The organism is Winogradskyella ouciana (genome assembly GCF_009709615.1).
GTDB lineage: Bacteria > Bacteroidota > Bacteroidia > Flavobacteriales > Flavobacteriaceae > Winogradskyella > Winogradskyella ouciana.
The window spans coordinates 1-244 of sequence record NZ_WJYA01000267.1; the positions used below are offsets into that span (position 1 = coordinate 1).

Here is a 244-nt window from a genome sequence, read left to right on the forward strand (position 1 = left end):
CCGGGATCAGTGTTGCAAAATCAGTCTCAATCTGACAATCCGGTAATAACTTCTTAGGCAGTCCCAGTGCTGAGGAGAACAGGTCTTTAAATTCGTTATTTTTCAGCTCAGAAACCGCCTCATCCAGCATTTTGTGATACAGTTCATAACCAAGATCGTTCACAAAACCGCTTTGCTCAGCTCCCAATAAGTTTCCTGCTCCCCGAATATCAAGGTCTCGCATCGCCACTTTGAAACCGTCTCC

1 protein-coding gene is annotated in these 244 nt (G+C 45.5%); it reads right to left on the reverse strand.

Annotated features, from left to right (window positions below; all coding sequences use genetic code 11):
* Positions 1–244, reverse strand: a 244-nt coding sequence (locus tag F1003_RS16745) for a hypothetical protein (protein WP_162307024.1), incomplete at both ends; no start/stop codon positions are given.